At 59.7% G+C, this 734-nt stretch carries 1 pseudogene; it reads left to right on the top strand.

From position 1 onward, the window contains the following. Nucleotides 1–734, top strand: a pseudogene (locus E1J61_RS37265) (DUF1156 domain-containing protein); the annotation flags it as partial.

Below are 734 nucleotides of genomic sequence, written 5' to 3'. Positions count from 1 at the left end.
CGATCTGGAGGAGGTGAAGCGCCTGCTCGCCGATATCGAAGCCGACGTCAAGCCGCAGATCATGCCGTACTACTACTGCGACGGCCCCAACGGCGAGAAAGGGAAATGGACGCACGTGCCGACCAAGCATGTGATGCCCGCCGACTTTGATCCGCTCAGCCTGACCCAAGAGCAGCGGCGCGAGTACAGTTACGAAGGCCCGGAGATCATTTACGCCTTCTGGGCCAAGCACGGCCCGTGTCAGGTGACCGGCTGCGGCCACCGGACGCCGATCATGAGCAACCCGGTGATGGCGGTAAAAACCATCAGCGTCAAGCATTGGGAGCACAGCTGCAGCAAGTGCGGCGGCGAGTTCCACGTCGAGGAAGACGCCGCGCGGATGGCTCCTGACGTGCCGCTCTACGTGGCCCCGTCTGAGCATCCGTTCTCTGTGCTCGACAGGAAGAAGGGGGTCGTGTGTCCTCACTGCGGCCACACTGCGCTTGTGAATCTAGGCAATCCCAAAAAGCCGAATAAAAAAGTCGAGCTGAGCCTGCTAGTGCTTCCGCAATGGCTCGCGGGCAGTCCCAAGCAGGATGCGAACAGTCAGCCTTTTGGGGGTACGGCACAGGATGACGCCGTTTCTACAGAGCGGTGGGCTAGTGAACGTGCCCGCAGAGTCTCTCTGGTTGAGGTGCGTGGATCTTTGCCATCAAGCCTTGAACATGAAAAAACGCAAATAAGTACCGCCCAAG

It is taken from the genome of Cupriavidus sp. L7L, from assembly GCF_004353535.1.
GTDB classification, from domain to species: domain Bacteria; phylum Pseudomonadota; class Gammaproteobacteria; order Burkholderiales; family Burkholderiaceae; genus Cupriavidus; species Cupriavidus oxalaticus_A.
Note: the sequence above shows the minus strand (reverse complement) of the source record. Positions and strands in the feature narration are given on the sequence as shown.